Below are 23,420 nucleotides of genomic sequence, written 5' to 3'. Positions count from 1 at the left end.
CGTTGGTCCGTGCCGCCGAGATGGCGCTCGGCAGTTCGTCGAATGCGTCCCGCGTCGCCGATGTGGCGCCTAGAGCTGTGTGGCGCCACCGTCGACGAACAGTTCCGCGCCGGTGGTGAAAGTGCTTTGGTCGCCGGCCAGATAGAGGGCGGTGGCGGCGACCTCGTCGGGGTGTCCGGCGCGGCCGAGCGGGGTCGGTGGGACGGGCTCGGCCGCGGTGGGCCGATCGCCGTGCGGGAAAGCGGCGCGGAGCTCGTCCCCACCCGGGGTCTCGACAGGGCCGGGGGTGAGGGTGTTGACGCGGATTCCTCGGCCGGCCAGTTCGGCGGCCCAGGTGCGGGCGAGGCTGCGGATCGCGGCCTTGGTGGCGGCGTAGATGCCCAGGCCCGGGGCGGCCCGCAGGGCCGCGCTGGAGGAAAGCAGCATCACCGAGGCGCCGGCCGTCAGCAGCGGCAGCGCCTTTTGGACGGTGAAGACCGTGCCCTTGAGATTGATCGAGGTAGTGCGGTCACACTCCTCCTCGGTGATCGCGCCGAGCGGGCCGTAGTCCCCGACCCCGGCGTTGGCCACCACAATGTCCAGGCGGCCGCTGCGGTTCGCGATCTCGGCGAAGAGCCGGTCGAGGTCACCGAGGTCCGAGGCATCGCCCTGGATGGCGATGCCGCGGGCGCCGACCTGCGCGACGGCGGCGTCCAGCGCGGCCTTGCGACGCCCGGTCAGGTAGACGGTCGCGCCCTCGGCGGCGAAACGGCGGGCGATCGCCAGGCCGATGCCGCTGGAGGCGCCGGTGACGAGGGCGGTCTTGCCGTCCAGCTGTCCCATGAGATTCTCCAATTCCCTGATGTAACCATTTTGGTTACATCAATAAGTGCGGGATGCACTCCCCCTCGATCAGGGGAAGTCGACGATCCGAGGTCAGGCGGCTTTCAAGACGTCCCGCAGCACGTCCTCCAGCGTGGTTTTGGCCAGCTCCCTGCGCAGGGCGGCCTCCACATCGTCGTACACGGCGGTCATCGCCGGCCCGATGCCGTGGCCCACGACACACTCGGGGTCCGGTGTCGCGCGATGCAGGGCGAAGACCGGTCCCGGTTCGATCGCCTGGTAGACGTCGAGCAGGGTGATCGCCGCCAGGTCCCGCGCGAGCATCCAGCCCGCCCCCGCCCCCCGCCGCGAATCGGCCAGGCCGGCCTTGCTCAGCTTGGCCAGCAGGCGGCGGATCACCACCGGGTTGGTGTTGACGCTCGTCGCGATCTGCTCGGAGGTGGCGACCTCGTGGCCACGACGCTGATACAGCCCGATCCACGTCAGGGCGTGCGCCGCGATGGTCAGTCTGCTGTTGGCACTCACGTCGGACTCCACCTCCCTCGCCCCTCGACTCCAGTCGTAACCATAATTGTTACAACTGCATGCGGCAAGTTCTGCCCGCGCATCTACACCAAGACGGACGTCGACGGCTTCCTCTGGGAGGTCATCCCCGAGGGGCCGGGCTACCAGCTGTCGGCCGGAAGGTACCCGAGCGGCGTCGCGACGGGGGAACTGTTGCGCTCCAGGTCGATCCGCCCGCGGGCCGCGTCCTGGAAGGGGCCGTAGTCGGCGGTGCGGTCGATGCGCCACATCTTCTGGTCGGGCAGGTCCGCCAGCTGCGGCGCGAAGGTGAACCGGGCCAGGGTGAGCAGGCCGAACACGATGTCGCTGTAGCTCGCGCGGGGTGCCGGCCACCACCTTCCCGCCGAGCCCGGCGGCCTGGTCGTTGATCAGGTTGAGCCACGTCGCCCCGGCTCGTCGCCCGCCTCCGCACGCCGAGGCACCGAAGTACTTCGGGGTCGGCCTGGCGTACACGGAGGGCACCGGCGCGACGAACCGCTTCCCGTCCACCGAGGCGACCAGGCCGCCGCCCCACGCCTGTACGAGCGGGATCGACGCCTGGGCACCGATGAACGCAGCGTTGGCCGCCGCCCGGTAGGTCTCCAACTTCAGGTAGGTCTGGTCGACGTGGGACAACCGGCCGTACCGCAGCGCGTCCGCACCCCCGACCACAGGGGTGTAGCCGACGTTGCAGCCGTGCGCGACCAGCAGCGCCCGCAGCTCCAGCAGCGATGCCGGCTCCGGCTCGGGCTCCAGCGCCGCGAAGTGCAGCCGGCGTCGGGGCGTCGAACACGATCTGCGCGTTCGCCGGCACCCGGGAGGCCACCTCCCGGTAGGTGCCGTCCAGCAGCGCGGCCCGCCCGGCCAGGTGCTCGCCCGCGTCCTCGGGCTGGCCGAGGGAGGCCAGTACGGTGGGCTTCGCCGCCACCCGCGCCTGGTCGGCCGGCGGCTTGGCCCGCGGGTCGCCCCGCTTCGAGGAGTTCTTGGCGAACACCTCCTTGCGCCGCCGCAGCCGGTGGGCCTGCTCCAGCATGCAGAACGTGTACGCCTTCCAGCCCATCTCGCCCGGCTCCAAGTGCGGCGCCGCCAGCACCAGCCGCTTCCACAAGCCGGCCAGCAGCTCGGTGTCGATTTCGGCCTGGCCCACCTTCTTGCGGCCCCATCAGCTCCGGCAGCGACTGCAACGCCTTCACCACCGGCAGGCCCTGCGCAGTGGCACCGAAGTCCACCACCTTCACCAGCTGCTTCAAGAACGGCCGCACCGTGCTGAACCGGGTGACGAGCACCCGCCGCCACGCCTCGTCCGCGTCCGAGTCCGAGTCCGAGCCCAGCGGCGGCGTCAGCTCGAACATCGCGGCGATCGCCGCCGCCAGCTCATCGCGGGTCACCACCGCCTCGATCTCCTCCCACATCGCCGCCAGGGTGTCCACCTTCGGCTCGGTGACCTCCCCGGTGTCGGTGTCGACCTGCTCGGCCGTGGTGTCGAAGACGACCTGCAGGGCCACGGCGAGCTTCGCGCCAGCCCGTTCCACCTTCGGCAGGGCCCGCAGCTTCTCCTTCGCCGTGTCCCGCTCCGCCCGGGCCAGCAGCCGGGTGGCGACCAGTACCTCCAGCGCGTCATCGACCGCCCGGGTCGTCAAGTACACCGCGGTGGCCGACAGCGTCGCCGGCCGACGCGAGTCGCCGTGCCTGCGCAGCAACGACGCCTTGCCGTCCACCCCGTACCGCGACAGCTCCGCCAGCCTCCGCGGCGGGACCCCGGACACATCCAGCTCGCCCATGCTCAGCCCGGTGATCTCCTGAGCCCGCCCCAGCTCCCACTTCATCTACGGCCCCGACACCCGCACCGGCCGCGCCGCAGCCGGTCCAGCTCCGACACCCGCGCCCCGGACGGCACCGCCAGCAGCTCGTCCAGCACCGCCCGCTGACCGGCGCTCAGCGACCCGTGCTGGGCCTCCCCCAGCCGCTGGTTCGCCGCCTCCCGCACCGACGCCACCAGCCGGGCGAACCGGCTCACCCCTGGCAGCAGCACCCGCCGCTCGCGCAGCCACCCCACCGCCGCGTCGAACAATGCCTTCGGCCCGTCCCCGGTCGTACAGGCCCGCGCGTCCAGCCACCCCACCAGTTCGTCCCGGACCTCGGCGAAGTCCCGCCAGCCACCGTCCTGCTGGATTTCCCCGGCATGCGAGCGGGCCGTCCCGTCGCGCTCGCCGTTACTCCGCCAGCACGGTCCGCGTCGTCCAGGAAGAAGAACCGCTCCAGCTCCGTCTGCGCGGGCGCCCCGTAGAACGCCCCGTACCGGGCTGCCTGCTCATCCGTCAGAAACTCGACCGGCAGTCCTCACCACCGTGGCCGGGCAGCCGGGGCCTCACCCGGCTCGGGTGGTGGGTGGAGTGCACGCCTGTCAACTGGGCAGATGGAGAGCGGCGATGCCGGCGAGGACGAGATCGATCCCGGCGAGGAACTGCTCACGGTCGTCGTGCTCGCGCACCTGGTCCGCGACGGCCCGGGTGAACGGGTAGTCGTCAGGGTCGAGCTCTTCCCATGTCGTCGATACGGCGTCGAGGAACTCGGCGCGATCCACGTCGGGACCGAGAATGCGGGCGTTCGCGGCGTTCTGGCCGGCGGCGCCCAGGATGTAGTGCATCAACGCCGAGGTCGCCGTGAACCAGTTGCCCTCGGGCACACCCAGCGCGCGGACCCGCCGGCCGATGCTTTCGAAGATCCGCGGCGTCACCGATCCCCAGGGGCTGCGGGAGAGCTGCGTGGCGAGCTGCGCGGCGAGCCACGGGTGTTCGTCGATCGATTCGAACAGGCCGAGCGCGACGGCGCGGATCTCGTCCTGCGGCGATCCCGGAGACTCGGCGGGCTCGATGGTCAGAGCAGTGGCGACAACGGCGTCAGTGGCGGCGTCGAGCAGCTCGCCCTTGTTCGCCACATGCCAATAGATCGCCCCGGGCCCGGTGGCGAGGCGCTCGGTCAGCGCCCGGAACGTCAGCCCGCCCTCCCCGGCCGTGTCGAGCAGCTCGACGGCGGCCTCGACGATGCGCTCGCGGGAGAGCGCGTCGGTGCGCCGCTGTGACCGGCGTGTCCGCGTTGCCATGCGGCCATTTTGACATATCTGGAGCACTGTTCCAGTATGGAGCACCGTTCCACACTGGAGCGTTGTTCCAATGGTGGAACGACATACCAGAGAGGCCGACCGGACCTCACCGGGCGTCCTCGATCCCGAAGGAGTCACGATGCGCACTCCCGTCACGATCATCGGCGCCGGACTCGGCGGCCTCACACTCGCCCGCGTCCTGCACGTCCACGGAATCCCGGCCACGGTCTACGAGGCGGAGCCCTCCCCGGCGGCGCGCGCGCAGGGCGGGATGCTCGACATCCACGACTACAACGGCCAGCCGGCTCTCCAGGCGGCAGGCCTGATCGACGAGTTCCGCGGCCTCATCCTGGAGGGCCGCGAGGCGACACGGGTCCTCGCCCCGGACGGCACCGTCCTGCTCGACGAACCCGACGACGGCACGGGCGGACGCCCCGAGGTGCAGCGCGGTGAGCTGCGACGGATCCTGCTCGACTCGCTCCCGGCCGACACCGTCCGGTGGGGCCACAAGGCCGGCGGCGTCCGTGCCCTCGGTAACAGCCGGCACGAGGTGACCTTCGTCGACGGCACCACCATCGCCACGAGCCTGCTGGTCGGTGCGGACGGCGCGTGGTCACGGGTCCGGCCGCTGCTCTCCCCCGCCACACCCGAGTACGCCGGCATATCGTTCGTCGAGACCTACCTGTTCGACGCCGATACCCGGCACCCTGCCAGCGCGAAAGTGGTCGGCGGTGGGGCGCTGTTCGCGCTCTCGCCGGGGAAGGGGATCCAGGCGCACCGGGAGAGCGGCGGGACCCTCCACACCTACCTGGCGTTTCGCAAGTCGCAGGACTGGTTCTCCGGCATCGATTTCACCGATCCCGCCGCGGCCACCGCCCGAATTGTTCGGGAGTTCGACGGCTGGGCACCGGAGCTCACCGCGCTGATCACCGACGCCGACACCGCCCCGGTCCTGCGCCCCATCTACACCCTGCCCATGGAACATCAGTGGGATCGGATACCGGGGGTGACCCTGCTCGGCGACGCCGCCCACCTCATGCCCGCGTCCGGCGAAGGCGCCAACCTGGCCATGTACGACGGCGCCGAACTCGGCAAGGCCCTCGCCGCACACCCCGACGACACCGAGGCCGCGCTCGCCGAATACGAACAGGCCATGTTCCCCCGCAGCGCTGCGGCCGCCGCTGACGCCGTCCGCATCCACGAGGCCATCTTCGGCGACAACGCGCCCCAGGGCCTGACCAACATGATCACCGAACACGAGCAGACCCCATGAGTCACTGGTCGCGCGTGGCCGACCACCCTGCACACCCACCCCAGCCCTGTCCCCATCAGGGAAACCCTCAGCCTCATCACCGTCGCCACCGACACCTTGCGACCCTGGATGGACATGTGGACCGCCACCCGCACTCCGGCCGCCGACGCGCACCTTGCAGACCTCATCGACGACGTGATGTTCGAGTTCGAGATCACCGACCTGCGCATGGGTTTCTACAACGAGTGCCACGTCACCGCTAAGTTGCTGGACTGGCTCCTCACCGACGCACGAGACCGCGTCGACGACGCGCGACTGGACGACCCTTATCTCCTTGCACACCGCCGGACAGCCGGCCAGCACCGCGACTCCCCGGACACGCCCTGAGGGGCGTATCGGAAGAGGCTCAAGCCGAAGTGGCGAGCTCGACGAGATGCCGGGCTGTGCCGACAGGATCGACGATCTGATGGAGGTGTACGCCGGGCAGATACGTCACACGCCAGCCGCGTTCGCGCGCCTCGACGGAGAGGCCGTCGTACAGGGGGCCGAACAGCAGGTAGGAGTAGGGATCAGCGAGGCATCGACGAAGATCGAGTTGGTCACCGGACGATCCACACCGGAGCGAATCGCCAGGAGAAACAAGCCTGCGTTGCTGTGTGCCACCAAAGTGACAGGGCTGCCGGCCGAGACCTGCCGCAGGTCGTTGCGGACGGCACTGACGAAGCGGGGCCAGAATGGCGGAGCGCCTGCGCCTATGTGCCAAAGGGTTCACTCGCTGCCGAGCGGTATTCGAGAGTGGGACCACGCCTATCGGGCGCCTTCTGCACCGGAGCTGTGCAAGCTGCGAGTGTCCGCGCGGAGGGGAGCCGTGGTGGCGATGACGTGTGCGTCACGGGACGCTACCGGCCTGTGTCCCTGACTGGCACGGTTTCGGAAGGGCCCGGGTCTCACCACGGCGAGCCAGCACCTCCCTCCGGATCACCGCACTCCGCTGACCCTCCGCAGCATCTCCAGGAACTGCTCACGCTCGGCTGCCGACAGCGGGGCCAGGAGTTCGTCGTTGGCCGAATTCCCCGCCTTCGTGCACTCCTCGAGGCGCCGCTCGCCCTCGGCGGTGAGGCTCACCGCGTTCTTGCGGCGGTCGGCCGGGTCGGGGGCGCGTACGACGAGGCCCGCCGCCTGAAGATCGTTGAGGATGCCGACCATGTCCTTCGGGTCGAGCGAGACGGTCCTGCCCAGTTCGGCCTGGGCAACCGGGCCGAGATCCGCCACGGCCGCAAGGACCACGTGATGCCACATCTTCATGTCGTGTCGCGCAAGCGCCTCCGCGACCAGGCCGCGCCCGCGGGCCGCCGCCCGGCCGAGGAGCCAGCTCGGGAGGGCGCGGATTCGGCTGGGCGCCGGCGGGTTCTCTGCCATGCACGGCAGCATAGCGAGAAAACGTTGGACTTCCCAACGACCTTCTGGATATCGTTGGGAAGTCCAATGAATCCCAAGGGTGTCGGGAGGCGATCGCGCATGCGGCGCATTCGGTATGAACACATCGGCGGACCCGGAGCCCTGTTCCAGGAAGAGGTCCCGGTCCCGGAGCCCGGAGCCGGTGAACTGCTCGTCAGGATCGAGGCGATCGGCGTCACGCTCCCCGTCGTACGCAAAGTGCGCGAGGGTGCGCAGCCCATCCCCCTCGGCGGCGAGCTGGCCGGTGAAGTGGTGCGCGTCGGCGAAGGCGTGAGCGGGTACGCGCCGGGTGACCGGGTCACCGGGCTCTGCTTCGGGCATGGGTATGCGGAGTACGCGCTGCTGCACACCGCCATGGCCTCACCCATCCCGGCGGGCGCCACCGCCAAGGACGCCGTCGCGCTGGTCCGCAGCGGGGTGGTGGCGCTCGGTGCGCTGGAGGCCGCGCGCCCGGAGAAGGGCGAGTCGGCTCTGGTCACCGCGGCGGCGAGTGGGGTCGGCCATCTCGCCCTGCAGTTGGCCCGGCTGAAGGGTGCCTCACGCGTCGTCGCCGCCGTGGGCGATCCCGCCAAGGCGGACTTCGTACGCTCCTTCGGCGCCGATGCCGTGGTGACATACGACCAAGGCGGCTGGGGCGAGCCGGTCGACATCGTGCTCGACGCGGTCGGTGGCGAACTGCTCACACCCGCAGTCAAGGCGCTCGCGCCTGGTGGGCGGCTGGTCGCGTACAGCTCGGGCGGCGGCACCATCGCGGCGTACGACCTCCTCGTGGGCGGCAAGTCGGCCATTGGGTTCCAGGTGGCGATCGTGGCCAGAACCCAGCCACAGCGGTATGCGGGGTGGATCGAGGAGCTGTGGAGGCTGTTCGGCGAGGGTGCACTGCGGCCCGCGGTCCACGCGGAGTTCGCCCTCGCAGACGCGGCACGGGCGCACGCGACGATCGAGGGCCGGGCCAATCAGGGAAAGGTCGTCCTGGTGCCGTAGGGCTGATCCAGGACCCCAGCCGCCGCGTAGGTCCTGCCGCCGCGTAGGCCCTTCAGCCCCATGGCCCGCCTGCCCCACCATGGCCCCTACCGCTGCTGCCATCCGACGTCGATCATCACGTACCCTTCGCCCGGACTCGGGGGTCGGCTCCAGGACCGGGTGCGGAAGGTATGCAGACGTCCGCGCTCGAGGGCCAACCGCGGCAGCCGGACGCCGAACTCGGCCGCCAGGGCTTCCAAGGCGCGGCGCTCACCCAGCCGCTCCTCGTGCGGTTCGTCCTGCGGGAAGAGACCGTCCGGGTCCAACGCGACCGGCACGGCACCCCGTCTGCTGACGGCGGTCCCCCGGACGGTGAACGCGTACCGCTCCTCGCCCCTCTCCGCGACCGACAGGTGGAAGACGCCTGGGCGGTCCCCGTGGGAAGGCTCGCTCCACACCGTCACCGCGCGGGTGCCCCGGGAAGCGGCGATGCCTGGAGAGACGAACCACCCCTCGTTGAAGCCGCGGCCCGACTGCGGCTCGAAGGCGAAGCTCCAGCCTGGGCCCGCCCGGCCGACGGCGGTCAGGGCCTCGTCCTCCCACATCGAGCCGTTCCGGTTGTGGTGCAAACGCATACGCGAGTCCCACAGGGTCGTCGGTTCGTCCAGGACAGCGGAGTCGTCAGCGCCGATACGGCCGGGCAGTTCGGCCGGCTCGACCCCTTCCACGAGGAGAAAGCGGTATGACACCAGGAAGTTGCCGGGATCTCCTTCCGCCAGCCACGCCAGACCCGGCGGATCCAGGTCGGCCGCGGGAGGCGGGGCGTCGCCCTGCTGTCCGGCCCGGGGCGTGGCCAGCAGTTCCCGGCCCCGCTCCGGCGTGATCAAAGGACTGATGAGCGGGTCGGCGCACAGGCCGATCGGGGCGAGGTGGTCCGGGCCGAGCGGAAGCCATTCGGGCAGCGCGGCGCACAGGGTGCGCCAGGCCGCGTCGGTGTCGCCCCAGCGGGCCTGCTCCCGCGCCTCCTCCACGGCACGGCCGAAGGGGCCGTCCGCCGTGTAGCGGTACGTGCCTTCCCTCATCTGCCGCAGGATCTCGTCCGCCGCCTCACGCACCGCTTGGGGGGCGTCCCCCAGGCGGCGGGTCAACGACCCGTCGTCCCGGCGCTGTCGCAGCTGCCCGGCCGCCAGTACGGGCAGCACCTCCGGCACGTACCGCGGGTCGCTCGCGAGCTCGTGGAAAGACGCCGCGTACGCCTTCCCGAGCAGCTGACGGATCTGGTCGCGCAGCCCCATCGCCCGGGGCCTGCCGTACGAGATCGCCTCCGTCAGGGCCACCAAGGCCCGCTCGTACCGCCCGCCCAGCGCGTCCAGACGGGCGGCCTCGACGGACGCGTCCAGTGCCCGCGTCGTCGCGTTGACAAAGACCGCCCCCGCCCGCTCCGAGCGGTCCACCTGCAGACTGTGGAACTCGCGGTACATGGCCTCCATGAACACGCGGAACGACGCGTACCGCTCAGGAGGGCTCGCGCGCCACGACGCGTAGCAGTACACGGCCCACTCACCGGCGTCGTCCACGTCCCCCGGGTCCAGCAGGACGTAGACCATGTCCGACTCCACGTCCAACTGCAGCGCCCGCTCCCACATTCCGGCGAGCAACTGCTCCTCGGGCGTGGGGTCGTCGCCCAGATCCCCGGGGAAGTACTCGGCCAGGCCCGCCGCGTCCTCGTGCCACCGGACCCCGTCGGTACCGGCGAGCAGCCATACGAAGCCACCCGCGTGCCGCCAGCCGTCGCTGACCGCCAGAAACGTCCGGTACGAGGGCGGCAGCCGATGCCCGAGCCGCTCCTCCACGCCTCGGATCCGCTCCTCCGCCGCGGGCGGAAACCCCAGCCAACGCGTATGCAGGGGATCCTCGTCATCCGCGCTCCGTTCGCCCGCCGGTACGTCCAGATCCTGCGCGTCCGCCCACTCCTGGCTCCACCGCACCAGGAAGGACCGCCAGTCGTCGCTCGTGTCCTTCATACCGACCACCCTGCCAGCCACCACTGACAACGCCCGCCGGCCAGGACGCGCCGACGGAAATTCCCTGGCGTGGTGGCCGGACAGGGACGGAGACTCGTCTCATGGCTGACATGGAGTCGTTCCGGGAGGCGGTCACCGCGTGGGCGGCCGGTGGCCCCGGCGAACCCGCGCGCGAGCTGGCCGCTCGGCTGCCCGTCCGGACGGCCGTCCTGCTCGAAGGGCTGAGCGACGCCGCAGCGGTCAGCACGCTGGCCGCGCGCCGCGGCCGGAACCTGGCGGCCGAAGGAGTGTGCGTCCTGCCGATGGGCGGCGCGATGAGCGTCGGGCGCTTCGCCGGCCTCCTCGGGCCATCCGGCCTGGGCCTGCGCCTCACGGGACTGTGCGACGAGGCGGAGCGTGGCTACTACGCCCGTGGCCTGGCGCGGGCCGGTGCGGGACGACAAGGGTTCTTCGTCTGCGCTGCGGACCTGGAAGACGAACTCATCCGCGCGCTGGGCGTGAGTCGGATGGAAGAACTCGTCCGGGCAGAGGGCGACCTGCGCGCCCTGCAGACCTTCCGGCGCCAGCCCGCGCAGCGAAACCGCACCTCACAGCAGCAGTTGCGGCGCTTCCTCGGCACGAAGAAGGGGCGCAAGATCCACTACGGTCGCGTCCTCGTCGAGGCCCTCGACCCCGACCGCATACCCGCCCCGCTCGACGGCCTGATCACCGGCCTCTGACAGTTGGGTGACGTCCCGCAGCACCACCGGTATCCGAGTCATCGACGTTCAACCCGGCCTCGTGGACACCACAGCCGCGTCATCCGACCGCCATGCCGACCCATTCAGACAGTTTCAATACCCGATGTCACCTTGAAAAGTTCGGGATCGGGCCGAGAAGGCGCTCCACTCGTCACGCGCGCGGTCGGGTGTGGGTTCTCATCTCGCCCACCCACACGTTGAGTTGGGGTGTGAATCGTCACGTGGCCACTGGTGGTCATGTGACCGATGACTCTCGCGCGATCATGGCTCAGCAGGTAGTGTTCGAGAACGTATGGGGGGTCGGCTCGGCATTGCTGTCGCCGGAGCAAAGAGATTTGAGGTAATCGCCTGTCATGCGCAACGGGGGAAAGGCACGTTGGTGATAAAACCGCTGTCCATTGACGGCACCTGGTTGTTCCAGCCTCAACTTTTCGACGACGCTCGAGGCACGTTCGCAGCGTGGTATCAAAGGGACGTTTTCCAGGAAGCGACCGGCCGCAGCATGCCGCTCGGCCAGGCCAATCTCTCGACCAGCCGCCGAGGGGCGATTCGCGGCATTCACTTCGCCGATGTCCCGCCCGGTCAGGCGAAGTACATCACCTGCGCGAGCGGCGCGGTACGTGACGTGATGGTCGACCTGCGGGTCGGATCACCCACCTTCGGCCGTTGGGAGATCGTGGACCTGGATGACCAGAGCCGGCAGGCGCTCTTCCTGACCGAGGGCATCGGGCACGCCGTGCAGGGGCTCACCGAGGAAGCGACCATCGTGTACATGTGCTCCGCCGGGTACGTCGCGGAGCGCGAGCGCGCCATTCATCCGCTCGACCCCGATCTCGGTATCGACTGGATCCCCGGCGTCGACCCCATCCTCTCCGCCAAGGACACTGTCGCGCCCACCGTGGCCGAGGCCCAGGAGGCCGGGCTGCTGCCCGTATACCAGCCCTGATTCCCGTCGCTTGGCAGCGCAGCGCACGGCATCGCATCGCAGCGAGGAGAACCGTGAAGGCACTTGTCCTTTCCGGAGGTTCCGGAACTCGGCTACGTCCCATTACCCACACTTCGGCCAAGCAGTTGGTTCCGGTGGCCAACAAGCCGATTCTCTACTACGTCCTCGAAGGAATAGCGGAGACCGGTATCGAGGACGTCGGCATCATCGTAGGAGAGACCGCCGACGAGATCCGCGACGCGGTCGGTGATGGCTCCCGGTTCGGTGTCGACGTCACCTACATTCCGCAGGAAAAGCCGCTCGGTCTCGCACATGCCGTTTTGACGGCGCGCGACTGGCTCGGTGACGACGACTTCGTCATGTATCTCGGCGACAACTTCCTGCTCAGTGGGATCACCGACCAGACCGAGTTGTTCCGTGCGACCCGGCCGGACGCCCAGATCATGCTCACGCATGTACCCGACCCGACCGCGTTCGGTGTCGCCGAGACGGACGCGGCCGGCCGGGTCATCGGCCTCGAGGAGAAACCGGAGTTTCCCAAGAGCGACCTGGCGCTCGTCGGTGTCTACTTCTTCACCCCCGCCGTGCATCAGGCAGTCGACAGCGTCCGGCCCTCCGCCCGTGGCGAGTTGGAGATCACCGACACCCTCCAGTGGCTCATCGACCAAGGGCGTCGAGTGGAATCGTCGATCGTCACCGACTACTGGAAGGACACCGGAAACGCCACCGACATGCTGGAGGTGAACCGTTCCGTTCTCGACCGCCTCGAACACCGCGTCGAGGGCGCGGTGGACGTGGAGAGTGAGCTGGTCGGCCGGGTGGTCGTGGAGCCCGGCGCCTCCGTCGTACGGTCGCGGATCGTCGGCCCCGTGATCATCGGCAACGGTGCTCGCGTCGAAGGCTCGTATGTGGGGCCCTACACCTCGGTGGCCGACGACTGCTCGGTCGTCGACAGTGAAATCGAGTACTCCATCGTCCTCCCCAACGCGACCATCGCCGGCGTGGGACGTATCGAGGCCTCGGTCATCGGGCGCTCCGTGGAGGTGACCCCGGCGCCGCGCACCCCCCGAGCCCACCGCCTGATACTCGGCGATCACAGCAAGGTCCAGATACGCGCATGAAGATCCTCATCACCGGCGCCGCCGGGTTCATCGGCTCCCATCTGACCCGTCTGATCCTCGGACCCGAGCGGCCGCTGGGCGACGATGTCCAGGTCACCGTCCTGGACAAGCTCACCTACGCGGGCAGCCTCGACAACCTCGCCCCGGTGCGCGACGCCCCCGGCTTTGTCTTCGTCCAGGGCGACATCGCCGACCCGGCGCTCGTGGACAGGATCGTGCCCGGGCACGATGCCATCGTCCACCTCGCCGCCGAGTCCCACGTGGACCGTTCGATCGACTCCGCGCAAGCCTTCGTACACACCAATGTGGTGGGCACCGGCGTGTTGCTGGACGCCGCGCTGCGACACGAGATCTTCCGGTTCGTCCATGTGTCGACCGACGAGGTGTACGGGTCGGTCGAGTTCGGCTCCGCCACCGAGGAAGACCGCCTGCAACCCAGCTCGCCGTACTCGGCCACCAAGGCCTCGAGCGACCTGCTGGCGCTCTCGTACCACCAGACACACGGGCTCGACGTCCGGGTGACGCGCTGCTCCAACAACTACGGCCCGTACCAGTTTCCCGAAAAGCTGATTCCGCTCTTCGTCACCACCCTGCTGCGGGGCGGCAGCGTCCCCCTGTACGGGGACGGCGAGAACGTGCGGGACTGGCTGCACGTCGACGACCACTGCCGCGGTCTGCTCGCGGTGCTCACCGGAGGCAGGGCGGGCGAGGTCTACAACATCGGCGGTGGCACCGAGTTGTCCAACAAGGAACTCACCGCGCTCCTGCTGGACGTCTGCGGCGTGGGCTGGGAGCGGGTCGACTGGGTCGAGGACCGCAAGGGACACGACCGGCGGTACTCGGTCGACTGGAACAAGATCCGGCGCGAGCTCGGCTACCGGCCGGCGCGCGACTTCACGGCCGGGATCGCCGACACGGTGGCGTGGTACCGCGCGCGGCTGTGAGCCACGCGCGGTACGTCGGGTTCCGCCGACTGGTTCCGCCGGCCGGTTCCGGTGGTCGGGTTCGGCCAATCGGCCTCCGTCGACCAGTTTCGCCGGCCAGTTCCGCCGGTCCGCCGTATCAAGCGGTGCCTGAGGCGGTCCGCTCCCCCGACGCCTTGCCGTTCACGTACCCCTCGATCAGCTCGCAGGTGGTCTCGACACCCCGGTCGTCGACGATACTCGGGCCGAGGGCCGCGGCGCGCTCGGTGATCCGCGGATCGCTGAGCACGGTCGACACGGAACTGTCCAGCTTCTCCTGGGTGAGCCCGACCAGCGGCACCGGTGGCGAGGAAACGCCCATCTCCAGGAGCCTGGCCGCCCAGTACGGATGGTCGGCAAAACACGGCAGCACCACGCTGGGCACGCCTGCCCGCAACACCTCCGCCACCGTGCCCGGGCCCCCGTGGTGGATGACGGCAGCCGTACGCGGGAAGAGCCAGCTGTAGTCCATCTCGCGGGCGCGGAAAACATCATCCGGAAGGTCACCGTCCGGGCCGTCCACGAGAACCATCCGACGGCCGGCCTTGCGTACCGCCTTCAGTACCCGCTCGAAGGTCTCCTCGCCGTAAACCGGCCAGGTGCTGCCCAAGGTCAGCGTGACCGGCTTCTCTCCGCTGTCCAGGAAGTCCACCAGGTCCGCCGGGGGCTCCCACGGGCGGTCCCAGAACCAGTAGCCGGTCACATGGGCGCGCGCGGGCCAGTCGGACGGCGGCACCACCACGCTGGGGCTGGTGGCGTGGAACACCGGGTGCTCGATTCCCAGCTTCTTGGCGGGCGTCCCCTTCACCGGGGGCAGCCCCTTACCCTTGCGGAACTTGTTCACCGCGGCGCGGCTGATCGCCCAGTCGAACTGGCCCGCCACGAAGTGGCTGAACCGGATGTACGGCGCGCCCAGCGGCAACTTCGGGAAGCCGAAAGCAGGGGACTGACCGGTCGGCACGATCGGCCACCAGGCGACGGTGCCCCAGGGCACACCCGGGTCCGCGTAGCCGGCGCCCCGGGTGAGCATCGCGTTGACCATGAAGTCCGCGCCCTGCGTCGCCTCGTGCATCGCGTCGAGAGCCGCGACGACCTCGTCCACGGTCGGCGTCGGGATCGCCCGGCTCGCCCGCATCAGTGAGGAACTCTTCCGCAGTGCCTTGACGACCTGGGGCAATTCGAAGTAGTTCCCGGTCCTCCCCGGAATCTCCCGGAAGTTCAAGCCGGCCTGCTCGACCATTGCTTTGAAATCCGTGGTGGTGGCCAAGTCCACCTCGTGACCACGAGCCCGCAGTCCGGCCCCTAGAGCGAGAAATGGCTGGATGTCGCCCCGTGACCCAAAGGCGAGGAGTGCAACCTTCATGCCGTCCTCCGTGCTGGCAACGATGCCCAATTCGGGAGCTTTCGGCAGACGCAGCTCCCCCGTTTGTAAACGACACCATACTTGTGGCAGCAAAGCACGACACGCAAGCCGCACTTGGTGGGGCTTGATGTGAAGTGAATCACCTCGCCTCGCCCGGGGTTTCGTCCACGATACGGTGAGCGTACTCGGCATTGTGTCGCAGGCTATTTTTGCTCGCGAAGCGCCGCGAGACCATTTCATTGGAGGGGAAATCACCGTCGTGAATGAAGCATGGCTGGTCACCGGCTCGGGTGGGCTGCTCGGACAGGACGTGATGGCCGGCTTGCGCGAGGCGGGTGAGACCGCAAAGGGATTTGACCACAAGGGCCTGGACATCACCGATGCGCATGCGGTGCGCGATGCGTTGGCGAAGCACCAGCCCGTGATTGTGGTCAACTGCGCCGCGTTCGCCGCACCGGACAAGGCGGAGACCGACGAAGAGGGCGCACTGCAGATAAATGGCGAGGGCACCCGCAATTTAGCGGAGGCCTGTGCCGAGTTCCAGGCGCGCCTCATTCATATCTCGACCGATTACGTTTTCTCCGGCGACGATTCCGGCGGCGCCGCGGTGCCCTTCGCGGAGGACGCCCCGACCTGTCCCGTCAACGCGTACGGCCGCACGAAGGTCGCCGGCGAGCGGGCGGTGTTCGCCTGCCTGCCGCGGACGGGTTACGTCTTCAGGACCTCCTGGCTGTTCGGTGCCGGTCGCACCAACTTCGTACGCACCATGATCCGGCTGGAGCGCGAAAAGGATCACGTCGATGTCGTCGCCGACCAGTGCGGTCAACCCACCTGGACCGTGGACGCCGCCGAACAGCTCGTACGGCTGGGACGCGCCGCGCTGGGCGGGCAGGCCCCGGCTGGGGCTTACCACGGCAGCGCGGGCGGCCAAGCCAGCTGGTACGAACTCGCCCGGGAGGTCTTCCGGCTGCTGGGCGCCGACCCCGAGCGGGTGCGGCCGAGCACCGGGGCGGCGTTCGGCCGCCCCGCGCCACGGCCCGCGTACAGCGTGCTGGGACACGCGCGCTGGCACGCCGTCGGCATCGAGCCCATTCGCCACTGGCGGGCGGGGCTCGATGCCGCCTTCCCCTCGCTGGTGAAGGCGGAGGAGTCGGATCAGCCGATCTGATCGGGCGATCTGCCGACAGCGGGGCGGGCGGACCTGCGGGCTGGGGCCTCCGGCCCGCCCCGGCGCTGGGCGTCGGTTATCAGGCGTCAGGCATTGGGGGTCAGGCGCTGGGCGTCAGGCCGATGCCGGGGTCCCGGGCGTCAGGCGTCCAGCACGCGCCGCAGATACGCCTCGATCTCGTCCGCGGCCCGGCCGACGCCGCCCGCCTCACGGGTGGCGCTCCGCATCTCCTCGACGTTGCGCTGGATGTCCGCGTCGTGTGTCACCTTCAGCACCGCCTCCCGCAGCCGCTCGACCGTGACCTCGTCGCGGCCGATCCGAACGCCGAGGCCCAGCTCGGCGGTCCTGCGCGCGGCCATCTCCAGCTCCACGGACTGCGGCACGGCCACCATCGGCACGCCGAAGTGGAGTGCCTCCATGGTGCTGCGTGCGCCGGCGTGCGTCACGAAGGCAACGGCGTGTTCCAGTACGGCGAGCTGGGGCACGTGCTGGTGCGCCTCGATGTTCGGCGGCAGCGGGCCGAGGTCGGAGGGGTCGACGTGCCGGCCGGTCGCCAGCACGACGTGCCAGGGCTGGTCCGCGAACGCGCCGACGCACATCCGGTAGAACTCGGGCCGCTCGTTGAACAGCGTGCCCAGCGCGATGAGCAGCACCGGGGCGTCGCCTTCCGGCGGCGTCCACGTGCCCCGGGTCCTCGGGTCGGCGAGACCGGCGCCGACGAACGCGTACCGCTCGTCGAAGGTCTCCGCCGCCGGCTGGTAGTCCTTCGTCAGGAAGACCAGGTTGAGGTCTTCGACGGTGCCGAAGAAGTCCGCGGGCGACGCCTCGCCCATACCGTACGAGGCGCGGAACTCCGCCAGTTTCGTGCCGAACTCGATCAGCGCGGGGTGCTGCGGGTCGAGCGCCGGGAACTCGTCGGCCAGCTGCTGCGCGACCGAGAAGTGCTCATTCGATGCGAACAGCGGGATGAGCTGCACGGCCGGCCGCTGCCACTTGTGAGCCAGCGCCCGCGCCGCGAAGTGCATCAGGGTGTCGTAGACCACCACGTCCGGCACATCGCCCTCGAAGGCGGGCTCGGCGCCGGTCGCCGCAACGTTCTCGACCAGGTACTTCAGCGGCCCACCGGCCATCTCGTCGGCCGACACCTGCGAGGGCGCGCTCCTGCCCGCGGGCCAGGTGGACTCGTACCGCACCACGTCCACACCGGCGGCCGCGGCCGCCTCGGAGAATTCCTCGGTGGTGACGTAGGTGACCCGATGCCCCCTGCTCACCAGGTCGGCGAGTACGGACAGGGTGGGGTTGACGTGCCCCCAGAAAGGCGCACCAAAAAATGCGATGTGACGCTTCAACGCTTCGACTCCATAATCCATTCTTCAACGGCCTCGGCGGTCGAGCCCGCGTGCTCTTCCATGATGGAGAAGTGATTTCCCGGTACTGCCCTGGCCGTATGGTCCAGATTCCAGTTGATGTGCAGGCCTTCGTCACCGTTGAGAGTTCCATCGGCGACGGAAAGCGGCGCAGTGGCGCGTACAAGAACTGTGGGGGTCTCGATCACCTCGGGACGCCATTCCCCCAGAATGCGGTGATAGCCACCCATGGCCGTCAGACGAGTCGCATTCATGATGTTCCCTCCGAGCTTTTCCTCACGGTCGAACACCACACCGAGCATGGCCGTACTGACCTGCTCGCTCACATCGTCTCCCGGCCAGGGCGCGTCCAAAAGTGCGAGCCCCGCGGGACGCCGCTCTCCCATCTTCTCCAGGCGGGTGGTGACGGCATGCGCGATCTGCCCGCCCGCGGAATGCCCGACGAGTACGTACGGACCATCTTCCGCATTCCGCAGTACGGCCTCCGCAAGCACCTCGGCGAGCGCGTCCATGCTCTCCGGGAGGAAATCCCCCCGCATAAACCCCGGGAGCGGGAGCACGGACACATCGCGGCGACCGCGGAAATACTCGGCGAACCGTGAGTACTGCTGCGGACCCGCCGTTGCCACCACGGCGGGGAAGCAGAACAACCGGGTAGTGGCGTCGCCCGCTGTCAGCCGTACAGCATCCGGAATATGCCCCGCCGCCGAGGCCGCGCCGAACGTCGGGCGGAGGCGTGAGGCCGCCATGATCATATCGTTCCCCAGGGCATTCCGTCCGGTGGCGAACGAATCCCGGAAGAGCGCCACAATGCCGTCCTGCACCTCCGCATCGGCGCGTGGGGCCCGCGCCGCCCCAGTGCCTTCCGGTCCAGCGGCCACCGCCCGCGCGGCGGCCCGCTCGGTCAACTCCCGGCGCAGATAGGCGACCACGGCGGTTGGTGTGCTGAAGTCGAACAAGAAGGCGTTCGGCAGGTTCAGCTCCACTACCGCGCTCAGTCGATTGCGCAGCTCGACAGCCGTCAGCGAGTTGAGACCCAGTTCGAAGAAGCCATGGTGGAGCTCTATTTCCTCCGGCGACGCGTGTCCGAGGACCACCGCCGCCTCGGTCCGCACGAGCTCGAGCAGCGCCGCCTCTTGCCGCGCGTCCGGCAGTGCCGCGAGACGCTGCGCGGGCGAGAGCCCACCAGCAGACTGCTCGGACACGGCGGTGGGACGGGCCGGGGTGCGGACAGCAGGCGCGCCCGAGGCCGCGGACGGTGGGCGGTCATCCGCTCCTGGGACCTCGGCGAGAGCCCTGAGCTCGTCAGTGTCCAGCCTGGCCAGCCCCAGGGAGTTCACCGATGCCACCGGCGCTCCGGTGGCATCGGCCACCCGGACGGTCAGCGCGTCGGGCTCGGTCCCGCTGATCCGCACCCGCAGTGTCGCCGCACCCGCCGCGTGCAGGGCCACGCCCCGCCACGTCGCGGGCAGCCACACGGCGGGCTCTTCCCGCCCGGAGTCCGAGTACCTGTCTGTGTCTGCGTCCGTGTCCGCGTCTGCGTCTGCGTCACGGGCGAACCGCAACGCGTGCAGCGCGGAGGCGAGCAGGGCCGGGTGAATGCCGAAGCGACCGGCTTCGGCCTGCTGGTCCACGGGCAGGGCGACCTCGGCGAGGATGTCCTCGCCGTGCCGCCAGACCGTGCGTAGCCCCGCGAGGGCCGGGCCATAACCGACCTCGGCGGAGGTGGGGATTTCGTACGGATCATCCGTCGCCAGCTCCACCGCACCCGCCGGCGGCCACGAACCGAACTCCCAGCCCGGCTGGGGTGAGCCTTCGGCGAGCACGCCCTCGGCGTGCCGGGTCCACGCGGAGTCGGGCGCCGGGTGTTCCGGCCGCGCATAGACGCTGAGTGCACGGCAGCCCGTTTCGTCCGGCTCGGCGACGGTCAGCCGGAGCAGAACACCGCCGCGCTTCGGCAGGGCGAGCGGGGTGTGAAGCATCAACCGCTCCACTGACCCGCAGCCGACTTGGTCCGCCGCATGGATGGCCAGCTCCACGAACGCCGAGCCCGGCAGCACCGCCACGCCCTCCACCCTGTGATCGGCGAGCCAGCGATGCGTCTGGACCGACAGCCGCCCGGTGAACAGCAACCCCTGGGAGCCCGGCAGCTCGACCGCCGCCCCGAGCAACGGATGCCCTGCCGCGCCCAGGCCGAGTGCGGAAGCCGCCGCCCGGGGATCGGAGGCCGACGACAGCACATTCGGGGTGTCGAGCCAGTAGCGGCGGCGCTGGAAGGCGTACGTCGGCAGATCCACCCGCGACGCCCCCGCACCGGCGAACACCTCCGTCCACCGCACAGCAACGCCCCGCACCCACGCCTGGCCAAGACCCACCAGCAACGCCTCGGCCTCGCCACGCCCCGACCGCAGCACAGGAACGAACACGCCATCCGCGACTGTGTCAGGACCCATGGCGCTCAGCACGCCGTCGGGGCCCAGTTCGAGGAACGTCGTGATGCCCTGTTCGGCGAGCGCAGCCACCCCATCCGCGAATCGCACCGCTTGCCGAACATGCCGCACCCAGTAATCAGCCGAGCCCAGGTCATCGGACGTCGCCACGTTCCCGGTCACGTTGGAGACGACCGGAATACGCGGCGCGGCGTAGGTCAGGGTCTCGGCGATGGAGCGGAAGTCGTCCAGCATCGCGTCCATTTGAGGTGAGTGGAACGCATGCGACACTTCAAGACGCTTGGTCTTACGGCCCTGGTCGCGCAGCATCTCCGCGATGGCAAGGACGACGGGCTCGTCGCCGGAGACCACCACCGAGGCCGGACCGTTGACCGCAGCGATACCGACCCGGTGACCGTACTCGGCCAGAAGCAGTGCTACCTCGTCCTCGACAGCCTGGACGGCGACCATCGCCCCGCCGGCGGGCAACGCCTGCATCAGCCGACCGCGCGCCGCCACCAGCCGCACCGCATCCTCGAGTGAGAACACGCCCGCCACATGGGCCGCCACGATCTCGCCGATCGAATGCCCACCCACGAACTCCGGCACCACACCCCACGACTCGACCAACCGGAACAACGCCACCTCAACCGCGAACAGCCCGGCCTGCGTAAACACCGTCCGGCCGAGCAGATCGGCATCGTCACCGAAGATCACATCGCGGACGGGCCGCTCGACATGCCCCGCCAACTCCTTGTCCAGCAGCCCGCACGCCTCGTCGAACACTTTCACGAACGCCGGGTACTGGCCGTACAGCTCACGGCCCATACCCACGCGCTGACTGCCCTGGCCCGAGAACATCACCGCCAACCGACCCGAGCCGACACCCTGACCGACGACAACGCCAGGAGCCGACTCACCCCGCGTCAACGCGCCCAGCCCCGCCCGCAGCCCATCACGGTCACCCACCACCACAGCACGGTGCTCGAAAGCAGAACGCCCGGACACCAGCGACCAACCGACATCCACCGGCGACAGCGAGCCGTCGCGCTCGACGTGCGACAGCAGACGCCCCGCCTGCTCCCGCAACGCCGCCACGCCACGCCCTGACACCACCCACGGCACCACAGGAACCCCCGCGGGCTCCACCAGTTCGCCGACGGCCTCCGGAGCCTGCTCCAGAATGACGTGTGCGTTCGTCCCGCTCACACCGAACGAGGACACACCGGCTCGGCGCGGACGGTCCGCCTCGGGCCAAGGGCGCTGCTCGGTCAGCAACCCAACCGCGCCGGCGCCCCAGTCCACCTTCGGCGAAGGCTCCTCGACATGCAGTGTTCGGGGCAGGGTCTCGTGCCGCATCGCCAGCACCATCTTGATCACACCCGCGACGCCTGCAGCAGCCTGCGTATGACCGATGTTGGACTTCAGCGAGCCAAGCCAGAGCGGCCGCCCCTCCGGCCGGTCCTGGCCATACGTCGCCAGCAGCGCCTGCGCCTCGATCGGGTCGCCCAGCGTCGTCCCCGTACCATGCGCCTCCACCGCATCCACCTCGGCAGCCGCCAACCGCGCGTTCGCAAGCGCCTGACGAATCACCCGCTGCTGCGACGGACCATTCGGCGCGGTCAAACCATTCGACGCACCATCCTGATTCACCGCTGAACCACGCACCACCGCAAGCACTGGATGGCCGTTGCGGCGGGCATCCGACAACCGCTCGAGCAGCAGCATGCCCCCGCCTTCGCCCCAAGCCGTACCGTCCGCGTCGGCGGAGAACGCCTTGACGCGGCCATCGGTGGCAAGACCGCGCTGGCGGCTGAACTCCACAAAGCCCGCTGGTGTGGACATCACCGTCACCCCACCGGCGAGCGCGAGCGAACACTCGCCCTGGCGCAGTGCCTGAGCGGCCAGGTGCAGCGTCACCAGCGACGACGAACAGGCCGTGTCCACCGTCACGGCAGGACCTTCCAAACCAAATGTGTAAGACAGACGCCCGGACACCACACTGGCCGCACTGCCCGTACCGAGGTAACCCTCAAGACCCTCGGGCGCATGCTGCAGCAGCGCGATGTAATCCTGGCCGTTCGTACCGGCAAAAACACCGGTACGTGTACCTCGCAGAGTCTCCGGATCGATACCGGCCCGTTCGAAGACCTCCCACGAGATTTCCAGGAGCAGCCGCTGCTGCGGATCCATGGCCAGCGCCTCGCGCGGCGAAATCCCGAAGAAGGCCGGATCGAACTCCGTAGCCGAGTCCAGGAAGCCACCCTCGCGGGTATAGCTCTTGCCCGGCTGATCGGGATCCGGGTCGTACAGGCCCTCGATGTCCCAACCGCGGTCGGACGGGAAATCGGAGATCGCGTCGCCGCCCGAAGTCAGCAGCTCCCACAGCGCCTCCGGCGTCCCGGCGCCGCCGGGGAAACGGCAGCTCATGCCCACGATGACGATGGGATCCTCGTCCGTGGCCACCACCAGGGGCGTAGTGGTGTCCATGTCGTCCTCGACGCCGACGATCTCGGAGCGGAGGTGTTGGGCGAGAACGGCGGGTGTGGGGTAGTCGAAGACCAGTGTTGCGGGCAGGGGCAAGCCGGAGGCAGCCTGGAGCCAGTTGCGAAGTTCGACAGCGGTCAGTGAGTCGAAACCGAGCTCCTTGAACGGCTTGGTCGGCGGGACCGCATCGGAGTTCGGATGCCCGAGCACGGCCGCCACCTGTGTACGCACCAGTTCGAGCAACGTTCGGTCCTGCTCGGCCGGAGAGAGGCTCAGCAGTTTTTCGCGCAGACTGGACGAGGACTCGCCCGCCGCCGTCGTGGCGGTCGCGCTCGCCGCTTCCAGAGCATTGCGAGCCTCGGGAATCTCGCCGATCAGCGGCGCCCTACGGACAGCCGCGAAGGCCGGCGCGAACCGCTCCCAGTCCACGTCGGCCACCGCGACGCAGCCGTCTTTACGCTGCAACACCTGATCCAGCACCGCAATCGCCTCATCGGGCGCCATTGATGCGATGCCGCCGCGCCGTATGCGCTCCTTCGCCACTCCGTCGGTCGCCATTCCGGTCTCGGCCCAGGGGCCCCAGGCCAGGGAGGTGGCGGGCAGACCGAGCGCACGACGCTGCTGCGCGAGGGCGTCCAGAAAGGCGTTCGCTGCGGCGTAGTTGCCCTGGCC

The 23,420-nt window shown here is 69.5% G+C and carries 15 protein-coding genes and 2 pseudogenes; 8 read left to right on the top strand and 9 right to left on the bottom strand.

The features are described 5' to 3' along the window. Window positions 1–69: 69 nt before the first annotated feature. The 4 genes and pseudogenes from ACWDSL_RS27800 to ACWDSL_RS27785 all read right to left on the bottom strand — a co-directional run bounded on the left by ACWDSL_RS27800 (window position 70) and on the right by ACWDSL_RS27785 (window position 4,468). Window positions 70–822 (bottom strand): SDR family NAD(P)-dependent oxidoreductase, encoded by a 753-nt coding sequence (locus tag ACWDSL_RS27800; RefSeq protein ID WP_450489879.1) that lies wholly within the window; start codon window positions 820–822, stop codon window positions 70–72. Window positions 823–915: 93 nt separating this feature from the next. Next, a complete protein-coding gene (locus ACWDSL_RS27795; RefSeq protein WP_089511581.1) occupies window positions 916–1,347 on the bottom strand; it encodes an Rrf2 family transcriptional regulator in 432 nt (143 codons plus the stop codon). Between the two features lie 194 nt (window positions 1,348–1,541). After that, a pseudogene (locus ACWDSL_RS27790) lies at window positions 1,542–3,702 on the bottom strand (Tn3 family transposase); the annotation flags it as partial. 67 nt (window positions 3,703–3,769) lie between these two features. Then, window positions 3,770–4,468, bottom strand: coding sequence for a TetR/AcrR family transcriptional regulator (locus tag ACWDSL_RS27785; protein ID WP_450489877.1), 699 nt, complete (start codon window positions 4,466–4,468; stop codon window positions 3,770–3,772). A 139-nt stretch (window positions 4,469–4,607) separates the two neighbouring features. On the opposite strand from ACWDSL_RS27785, the gene ACWDSL_RS27780 reads away from it, so the two are divergent. Together ACWDSL_RS27780 and ACWDSL_RS27775 are read left to right on the top strand one after the other, a co-directional pair. Continuing rightward, on the top strand, window positions 4,608–5,741 hold the full coding sequence (locus ACWDSL_RS27780; protein ID WP_450489875.1) for an FAD-dependent oxidoreductase: 1,134 nt from the start codon (window positions 4,608–4,610) through the stop codon (window positions 5,739–5,741). Window positions 5,742–5,756: 15 nt separating this feature from the next. After that, a pseudogene (locus ACWDSL_RS27775) lies at window positions 5,757–6,107 on the top strand (hypothetical protein); the annotation flags it as partial. Between the two features lie 591 nt (window positions 6,108–6,698). On the opposite strand, the gene ACWDSL_RS27770 reads toward ACWDSL_RS27775, so the two are convergent. Further along, complete coding sequence (locus ACWDSL_RS27770) at window positions 6,699–7,139, bottom strand: MarR family winged helix-turn-helix transcriptional regulator (RefSeq protein WP_450489873.1); 441 nt, start codon at window positions 7,137–7,139, stop codon at window positions 6,699–6,701. 99 nt (window positions 7,140–7,238) lie between these two features. Here ACWDSL_RS27770 and ACWDSL_RS27765 point away from each other — a divergent pair, with 99 nt between their 5' ends. Further along, window positions 7,239–8,162 carry a quinone oxidoreductase family protein gene (locus tag ACWDSL_RS27765; protein ID WP_450489871.1) on the top strand — a complete coding sequence of 308 codons (924 nt, stop codon included), beginning with the start codon at window positions 7,239–7,241 and terminating at the stop codon, window positions 8,160–8,162. 86 nt (window positions 8,163–8,248) lie between these two features. Here the strand turns inward: ACWDSL_RS27765 and ACWDSL_RS27760 are convergent, their stop codons facing one another. After that, window positions 8,249–10,165 carry an SMI1/KNR4 family protein gene (locus ACWDSL_RS27760; protein ID WP_450489869.1) on the bottom strand — a complete coding sequence of 639 codons (1,917 nt, stop codon included), beginning with the start codon at window positions 10,163–10,165 and terminating at the stop codon, window positions 8,249–8,251. Window positions 10,166–10,266: 101 nt separating this feature from the next. Between ACWDSL_RS27760 and ACWDSL_RS27755 the strand changes: the two genes are divergently transcribed. The 4 genes from ACWDSL_RS27755 to rfbB all read left to right on the top strand — a co-directional run bounded on the left by ACWDSL_RS27755 (window position 10,267) and on the right by rfbB (window position 13,916). Next, a complete protein-coding gene (locus ACWDSL_RS27755; RefSeq protein ID WP_450489867.1) occupies window positions 10,267–10,884 on the top strand; it encodes a TOPRIM nucleotidyl transferase/hydrolase domain-containing protein in 618 nt (205 codons plus the stop codon). 313 nt (window positions 10,885–11,197) lie between these two features. After that, window positions 11,198–11,851: a dTDP-4-dehydrorhamnose 3,5-epimerase family protein gene (locus tag ACWDSL_RS27750; RefSeq protein ID WP_450489865.1), complete on the top strand. Its 654-nt coding sequence runs from the start codon at window positions 11,198–11,200 to the stop codon at window positions 11,849–11,851. A gap of 53 nt (window positions 11,852–11,904) precedes the next feature. After that, the gene (locus tag ACWDSL_RS27745) at window positions 11,905–12,972 is read left to right on the top strand and encodes a glucose-1-phosphate thymidylyltransferase (protein ID WP_450489863.1); all 1,068 of its coding nucleotides are present in this window, start codon (window positions 11,905–11,907) and stop codon (window positions 12,970–12,972) included. After that, window positions 12,969–13,916, top strand: a complete 948-nt coding sequence (gene rfbB / locus ACWDSL_RS27740; RefSeq protein ID WP_450489861.1) for a dTDP-glucose 4,6-dehydratase — start codon at window positions 12,969–12,971, stop codon at window positions 13,914–13,916. Before ACWDSL_RS27745 ends, rfbB begins: the two co-directional genes overlap by 4 nt. A 118-nt stretch (window positions 13,917–14,034) precedes the next feature. On the opposite strand, the gene ACWDSL_RS27735 is transcribed toward rfbB, so the two are convergent. After that, window positions 14,035–15,297, bottom strand: a complete 1,263-nt coding sequence (locus ACWDSL_RS27735; protein ID WP_450489859.1) for a glycosyltransferase — start codon at window positions 15,295–15,297, stop codon at window positions 14,035–14,037. Between the two features lie 259 nt (window positions 15,298–15,556). Here ACWDSL_RS27735 and rfbD point away from each other — a divergent pair, with 259 nt between their 5' ends. After that, the gene (rfbD, locus tag ACWDSL_RS27730) at window positions 15,557–16,465 is read left to right on the top strand and encodes a dTDP-4-dehydrorhamnose reductase (protein ID WP_450489918.1); all 909 of its coding nucleotides are present in this window, start codon (window positions 15,557–15,559) and stop codon (window positions 16,463–16,465) included. Window positions 16,466–16,605: 140 nt separating this feature from the next. On the opposite strand, the gene ACWDSL_RS27725 is transcribed toward rfbD, so the two are convergent. Both ACWDSL_RS27725 and ACWDSL_RS27720 read right to left on the bottom strand, forming a co-directional pair. Continuing rightward, entirely contained in the window at window positions 16,606–17,814 is a 1,209-nt protein-coding gene (locus ACWDSL_RS27725) for a macrolide family glycosyltransferase (RefSeq protein WP_450489857.1), read from the bottom strand. Next, on the bottom strand, window positions 17,811–23,420 hold a 5,610-nt coding region (locus tag ACWDSL_RS27720), incomplete at its 5' end, for a beta-ketoacyl synthase N-terminal-like domain-containing protein (protein ID WP_450489855.1). The genes ACWDSL_RS27725 and ACWDSL_RS27720, both read right to left, overlap by 4 nt.

It is taken from the genome of Streptomyces sp. NPDC000941 (assembly GCF_053599555.1).
Note: the sequence above shows the minus strand (reverse complement) of the source record. Positions and strands in the feature narration are given on the sequence as shown.